Genomic DNA, 7,384 nt, shown 5'->3' on the forward strand with positions numbered 1-7,384 from the left:
AACCCGACACGAACGAACCGACGCGCGCAGCGCAGTCCCAACAACGAGGAGGCAAGAATGAGAATTGGTATTCTGGGCACCGGGCACATAGGACAAACCCTGGTCTTGAAGTTGAGTGCCGCTGGGCACGAGGTGAAGGTGGCAAACTCTCGCGGGCCTGAGACCATCGGACCCGACATTCTGGCCAGTGGTGGACGCGCGGTCACGTCGGCCGAAGCGATGAAGGACGTCGATGTCGCTGTTCTGTCCGTTCCGCTGAACTGTGTCCCGAACATCGCTCCGCTAACCGCACACCTGGGCCCAGATACGGTTGTCGTCGACACCTCGAACTACTACCCGGAACGTGACGGCCACATCGATGCCATCCATTCCGGTCAGGCTGAAAGCCTATGGGTAGCCCTCGAGCTGGACCGGCCAGTGGTCAAGGCATGGAATGCAATCGGTTCCGACTCCCTTTCGCGATTGGGAACGCCTGCCGGAAGCCCGGATCGTCTCGCGATTCCCGTTGCCGCCGACAGTGAGCAGGATCGTCGCGTGGGGCTGACTCTCGTCGAGGACACCGGGTTCGACGCGGTCGACGCGGGCACCCTGAGCGAGTCATGGCGCCAACAACCGGGAACGCCGTGTTACTGCACAGACCTCACCCGTGAGGAGATGCCGGCGGCGCTCTCCGCCGCTGACCCTTCCCGATCGCCTAAGCGCCGGGATATTGCATTCGCAGCAGTGATGGAACGGATGAACGGCAGCGGCGCGCGGGATCCCGGCGCCGACTTCCTCGTTCGTCTGAACCGAACGCTGTTCATGTGAACTCTGGGCTGCTCGTCCACTCCACACCCGTTATCCGCAGACTCGTGTGAACCTGGAGGGTGTGCACGCGACGGGACCGGTGTGAGCTGCAGCCTTGTCGACAGTGCGGGGCTTCCTGAACCCGCAATCGAGGTTGCACCAGACGTATTGCGTTGCGCCGGCGCGATTCGGCCACGGGAAATCGATCCGGACGAAGGGGAATCGACCGCCGGTACGCCCGTCGAAGAACCGGGTGGTGACATCGCGCTCGCGGTAGATGCTGAAAGGGAATCAAACTCCGGGAAGTACCTGTAGTCGATTCCTGTGACCTATTTCGTCGTGCGTCCGCAAAGGCACGATATCGACCGTACGCGACGAATACTCTGCGGTGCCCGCAACCTTAACCTAAGCGGTGATGGTCGGCATGGTTGCGCCAGAACCAATTCGGGCGCCCACACGGTTGGCAGTGCTGTCGGCGGCACCGCGCAGTACGTACCCAGAGGTTGACACGGTCCCCAGCAGGGCGCCCTGACCGAGCTGAAAGCCCAATTTCTCGTGAGTGGGAACTGCACTTTTTTGTCGGGTGGACGCGTCGGGGTCGGTATCGGCATGCGCGGGCGCAGTTCGCCCAGTCGAGATCGGCGTCCGGGAGTAACCGGCGCAGTGTGTGGCCGCTGTTCGGAAGTACAGGTTGAAGTACGAGTGCAGTTTCACCGCATCCTCCGATCGCAGCTTCGGGTGGCAGTGATCCGTCGTGTGCTAGGTCGCTCGATCGGCCGGCCTCCGCTCCTTGACACTTCATCTCACACCAGTTTGCCGAGTTCGGGCTCACGCAACGGAACACGGAGCGAAATGGTCGTCGCCTGCGGGAAAGCCCGCCAACACCGTTGTTTGTTACGCCACTGGTGTCAGGTACCCCGGGTTGGCGCGTTTATCAGCTCTGTTGGCGTCCAAACCCGTGCCGGTAGGGCGCCGTCGTCTTTTAACGTGGACGTAGCGAATGTGAGCTGGAACACTCGCCGCGTGGGGCCTCCGCCGGGCTTTCCACACGCGAGATTCCCGTCCATGCAGCGACTCGGTATCGGCCAGGACCGGTTCGCCAAGAATGCGGCGTCACGAGCATCGAACGATGACCGATCCTGTTCGACGCCGGGCGCACAATCGCTGCTGCGAGTGCATGCTCGCGCAATCTCACCGAAGTCGGGTGCTTCCGGCGCCCTTCAACATATCTGGAGACCATCGATGACTGTCCCTGAACTGACCCAGAACGATGTACCGCGCGAGTTCGTCGCCGATCACACCGTCGAACGTTCCCAGCGGCCCATCGCGGACGGACCGAACGCATTCAAAGTCGCGATCTTCGGAGCGAACGTGTCCACGGGACAAGGTGGCCTGACTCTCGCCGATAACACGATCAAGCTCGGCAACTGGACCGAGATTCAGAAACTTGCTCAAAAGGCAGACAAGTACGGCGTCGAGGGCTTCATCCCCATTGCCCGGTGGACGGGACTGTCCGGCCCCGAGCGACCCTGGGGACGACAGTTCGAGACCTTCACCTGGGCCGCGGGTCTCGCGGCAGCGACGGAGAACATTCAGATCTTCGCGACATGCCACGTCCCGTTCATCCATCCGCTGATGGCGGCGAAGATGAGCGCGACAGTCGATCACATCAGCGGCGGCCGCATGGGCTTGAACGCCGTCGCCGGCTACCACCAGCCGGAGTACCGGATGTTCGGCGCGGAAATCCCCGGACACGACGAGCGTTACAAGTTGGCGGACGAGTGGATGCGAATCGTCGAGCGCCTGTGGGCCGACGAGGGTGAACAATTCGAGTTCGACTTCGACGGAGACTATTTCAAGCTCGAGGGTGCGCAGGCCTTCCCCAAGCCTGTTCAAGCGCCCGGTCCCGTGGTGATGAGTGCCGGCTCTAGCCCGGCTGGCCAGCGGTTCGCATTCGACCACGCCAACATCCTGTTCGCCGGAATCTACGACGTGGATCGCGCCAAGCCGGCCGTCACGCAGCTGCGGAAGAACGCAGACGAGGCAGGTCGCGAAGACCTCGCTTTGTGGGCAGGTGTCCACATCGTGTGCAAGGACACCGAGAAGGAAGCCTTGGACTACGTGCAGTACGTGGTCGAGGAAAAGGGCGACTGGGAGAGCGCCGCCCGCTACAAGCAGATCATCGAGTCGGGTGATGCCCGAAGCATCAACTTCGATGAATTCAAGGACGACGAGTCCGTGAAGGCCTTTATGCGGGCGGGTCTCGTTCCGCTGGTAGGTACGCCGGAAATGATTGTAGAAGGGCTTCAGAAGCTCTCCGATGCAGGTATTTCGGGAATTTGCACCGGTCTGGTCGACTACAACGAGGGCTTGGACCGTTTGCACGAGCAGATCTTCCCGCTGATGCGCAGCGCGGGGCTTCGTGCCTGACGCTCAGTTCGAACTTCCGTTCTACGAACGGCAGAAGCAGCAGACAATTCCCGAGGGGATCGCATGACCTTTCCACATCCATCAAAGTTCAACCTGGTAGTCGCGGGTACCACCGATTCAGGTGAGACCGACTTCTTGGAGGTCGGGTCTCCCGCTGTGATCGATTTGCCGGGCGTCGCCAGCGGAGCGTTCTACTGGGCCGTCGAGGGCGAGCACAGCAAAGACAATATCGGCAAGCCCCCCGTTCGTGTCGAATTGGCGGGGCCGAACGGTTCGACCTTTGGTGTGAGCAGCTTCCCGGCACGGTCGGCGGGAAACAACGTCGATATCGATGACCTGGGACCCAGCATGACCGGCACCGGAGACGATGGTGATCCCGCCATGCATGCCAGTGACACCATCGACTACGAGGTGGTGATCTCGGGGAAGGTGGATCTCGAACTCCCCGGTGGGAAGAAGCGCACTCTGGTGCCGGGTGACTTGCTCGTCATGGCGGGCGTACCTCACGCATGGAAGAACCCGTACGACGAGGACTGCGTATACATCGTGGTGACTGTCGGGTTCAACCAGGGCCAGTCGGACGCCTAGTCACACCATCGACCACTCGATTCACAGACCGAACAAGAATGAGAAAAGTCATGTCACAAAACGAAATACATCGACTCGAAAAGGGACTGCCATCATGGGCCTGAGCTCGCCCGGTGCCGCGTTGCGCGAAATTTTCGAGCGGCCCGAAACCGTAGTCATGCCGTTCGGCGCGCTGCCGATTCACGCGCAGATGGCCCAGCACGCAGGATTCGAGGCGTTCGAGCTCTCGGGTGGAATGTCGGCGTGGTGGGCCGAGGGTGCCTCCGATACGGGCTGGCTCACTCTCACTGAAGTGGTAGCGCACGCACGGCGCGTCGCGAGAAGTGTAGACGTACCTGTGTTCTGCGACGCCGACACTGGTTTCGGTGCACCTATCAACGTCCAGAGAACGGTGCAGGAGTTCATCGACGCCGGTGTCGGCGGAATACACATCGAAGACCAGCGGGAGCCGAAGAAGTCCGGGGGAACGACCGGAATCGAACTGGTATCCGACGCGGAGGCGATAGGTCGACTCAACGCGGCAGTCGAAGCTCGGGACCGAGCGGATGCTGATTTCGTGATCGTCGCTCGTACGGACGGATTCGGCGCTGCCGGCGGAGGCCTCGACGAAGCCATTCGGCGTGCACAGCTCTACCGCGCCGAGACCGGCGTCGACGTCATCTTCTTCGAGGGTCCACACACGTGGGAAGAAGCAGAGCTGGCCTTGAAGGAGACGCCCGGGTCGAACTACGTGATCGGGGCGCAACTCATCGGTCGACGCACGCTCGCCGAGCTGACCGCGATGGGCCAGGCGATCGAGGCAGTGCCGTTCGTGCTTCCCGGCATCCACGAGGTATGGAAACTACTTCTGGACATCAAGGAAGCGGGTGACGGCACTCCGTTCGTGGCCTATCTCGAAAAGATGAATGAGGCCAAGGGGACTGCGTACGAGTTGGGCTGGGGCGATCGCCTCGGGCGACCCTCCGCAGACTACGTGCGAAGCACAGAAATGAAATACCTACCGACGGACGCTCAGCGTGATTACGTAAACAGTCCCAATGCCTAGTTCCCGGCGTTCCGAGTAGCCGGTTCCACAACCCCACAATCGATAAGGTGCGAAATGTCTGAAGTGCGCGAACTCGACTTCGGTGGACGAGTTGCCATCGTCACCGGAGCAGGTCAAGGAATGGGACGCGAACACGCTGTCATGCTCGCGTCCCGCGGAGCAAAAGTTGTGGTCAACGACATCAACTCGAATCGTGCCGAGGAGACGGTGAAGACGATCACCGACGCCGGCGGAACAGCCGTACCCGACAGCCACGATATCGTCACCAAGTCGGCGGATCTGGTGCAGAACGCAATCGACAGTTTCGGGGGCCTCGACATCGTGGTCAACAATGCCGGGATCAATGCCTACGGCCGATTCTGGGAAATGGATCGCGATCTGTGGTGGAAGGTGTTCGACACCAGTTTCCGTGGTGTCGTCGAGGTGTCACGCAGCGCGATGCCCCACCTGATCGAGTCCGGGAGCGGACGCCTCATCAACATCTCCTCGAATGCATTGATGGGCCTGCCCAACGACACGTCCTACGCTGCCGCCAAAGCTGCAGTGTGGGGCCTCGGCAACTCCCTGGCGGGTGAGGCTCGCGATGTCGGCGTGCAGGTCACCACGCTGCTCCCGGTCGCGTGGACACCGATGACCGAGGAGGCCTTCGGTGATCCGCTCATCCAGCAGGTCATGCGAGACCACTTCCCCTCGAGCTCCGTCTCGGCTTTCGTGACGTGGCTCGCCCACCAAGACACCACGGTACACGGAGAAACATTCGAGATCGCCGGCATCTCAGCCGCCAGAACCGCTTTCAGTGCGATGCCGCGCATGCAGGTGACCGAACCCTCTCCCGAGGTGTGGGCCGCCAACGCCGCCAACCTCACGAAGCCTGGCGAACTCACACCCCTGTTGAAGGCGAGCGACTCGTTCCGTGCGCAGGTCGTGTACCTGGCGCCGGAGATGGACTCGCAGCTCCCTGCAGACGCCGCAGATGTGTCCAGCAACTAGGGGAGTGGTGTCCATGAGGCGGGCAGAAGTACGCGCGATCGGTGACGACTCGTCGATCGTGCGTCAGGCCTTCGCCCAGTTCCCCTCGGGTGTCGCGGTGCTCGCGATCGACGTCGGCGGCCGAAAGCACGCCCTCGTCGCGTCGTCGTTCATGGTCGGTGTGTCACTAGAACCGTGCCTGGTGGCGGTGGCGGTGCAGAAATCGTCCGAGACGTGGGGGCAGATCAAGGATGCCCGCTCGGTCGGAGTATCGATTCTGGGCAAGGGACAGAGCGAGCTGACCCGCCGCCTGGCCAGCAAGGACCGCGCCGCACGCTTCGAGAAAGTCGCGACAGCGGCCGGTGATCAGGGTTCCGTTTTCATCGACGATGCTGCACTGTGGCTGGAGTGCTCGATTCACGAAATCTCGGAGGCGGGTGACCACTGGATGGCGCTCCTCGAGGTGAGCAAATTAGTTGTCGGAGAAAATGACCCACTCATATGGCATGGCGCGAGGTTTCGCGAACTCGTCGATGCGCAGTCGATCGAAGTCGAGTAGTTCCGGCGGCATTTGCTCTCGGGGGGACACACCGCCGGTGGTCGTCCTGGGACACCACGCCGGGGTGTCAAGGCGTGGAACCACAGTATGGAGCGTAGGGCGTGACAACGTTCGGTCTCGTTCGATGTCCATTCTGGACAGTATGTGTCAGTATTATCGGTGTCACGTTGTGGTGAAGGAGTTGTGGCTGTGTACGAGCGGTATCAGACGATGGAGTTCGATCTGTCGAGTAGCGGTGTGTTGACGGTGACGTTCTTGCGTGCCGACAAGCTCAACGCGATCGATGCCGATTTTCATCGTGAGTTGTCGACGGTGTTTGCGGACATCGGTATGGATCGTCGGGTGCGTGCGGTGGTGTTGACCGGTTCCGGGCGTGCGTTCTGTGCGGGTGGTGATCTGGATTGGATTGCCGGGGAAACGCCGGTGACGCGGGAGACGACGTTCTTCGAGGCCAAGAAGATCGTCGATGATCTGTTGAATGTGCCGCAGCCGGTGATTGCTGCGGTCAACGGCACTGCGGCCGGTTATGGCTTCACGATGGCGTTGATGAGTGATTTCAGCATCGTGGCCGAGGATGCCCGGTTGTCGGATCCGCATGTGGTGATCGGTCTTGTTGCGGGTGACGGCGGTGCGATGATGTGGCCGATTCTCGTGGGTATGGCGCGGGCCAAGCGGTTCTTGTTGACCGGTGATCCGGTGGTGGGCCGGGTGGCGGCTGAGTGGGGTCTGGTCACTGAGGCGTGTCCGGTGGGGGAGGTTCTTCCGCGGGCGTTGGAGTTGGCCGAGCGGATGGCAGTGTCGCCGTCGGTGGCGGTGCAGGGGACGAAGAAGGCGCTCAATGCTGTTCTGCATTTGCTGTCGAGTGTGACGTTGGATCTGGGTTTTCAGGCCGAGCGTGTGTCGGCGGTGTCGGAGGATCATCGGCAGTTGCTCGATGCGGCGATCGAGGCCCGCAACCGTCGTCGGGCGTCAGCGTCGGTCCCACGATGACCACGCATGAGCCGGCC

The 7,384-nt window shown here is 61.6% G+C and carries 7 protein-coding genes; all 7 read left to right on the forward strand.

The genetic code is table 11. The features are described 5' to 3' along the window. The coding region (locus AZG88_RS19435) for an NADPH-dependent F420 reductase (protein WP_197487866.1) at positions 1 to 807 on the forward strand (807 nt) is incomplete at its 5' end. Between the two features lie 831 nt (positions 808 to 1,638). After that, on the forward strand, positions 1,639 to 3,216 hold the full coding sequence (locus AZG88_RS50105) for an LLM class flavin-dependent oxidoreductase (protein WP_197487867.1): 1,578 nt from the start codon (positions 1,639 to 1,641) through the stop codon (positions 3,214 to 3,216). A 63-nt stretch (positions 3,217 to 3,279) separates the two neighbouring features. After that, complete coding sequence (locus AZG88_RS19445; protein ID WP_061698608.1) at positions 3,280 to 3,804, forward strand: cupin domain-containing protein; 525 nt, start codon at positions 3,280 to 3,282, stop codon at positions 3,802 to 3,804. 94 nt (positions 3,805 to 3,898) lie between these two features. Then, positions 3,899 to 4,849: an isocitrate lyase/PEP mutase family protein gene (locus tag AZG88_RS19450; RefSeq protein WP_061698609.1), complete on the forward strand. Its 951-nt coding sequence runs from the start codon at positions 3,899 to 3,901 to the stop codon at positions 4,847 to 4,849. Positions 4,850 to 4,903: 54 nt separating this feature from the next. Further along, entirely contained in the window at positions 4,904 to 5,839 is a 936-nt protein-coding gene (locus AZG88_RS19455) for an SDR family NAD(P)-dependent oxidoreductase (protein WP_061698610.1), read from the forward strand. A 13-nt stretch (positions 5,840 to 5,852) separates the two neighbouring features. After that, entirely contained in the window at positions 5,853 to 6,377 is a 525-nt protein-coding gene (locus tag AZG88_RS19460) for a flavin reductase family protein (RefSeq protein WP_061698611.1), read from the forward strand. Between the two features lie 183 nt (positions 6,378 to 6,560). Continuing rightward, positions 6,561 to 7,367, forward strand: a complete 807-nt coding sequence (locus AZG88_RS19465) for an enoyl-CoA hydratase-related protein (RefSeq protein ID WP_197487869.1) — start codon at positions 6,561 to 6,563, stop codon at positions 7,365 to 7,367. Positions 7,368 to 7,384 lie beyond the last annotated feature (17 nt).

The organism is Rhodococcus sp. LB1, from assembly GCF_001583455.1.
In the GTDB taxonomy this organism is placed as follows: Bacteria; Actinomycetota; Actinomycetes; order Mycobacteriales; family Mycobacteriaceae; genus Rhodococcus_F; species Rhodococcus_F opacus.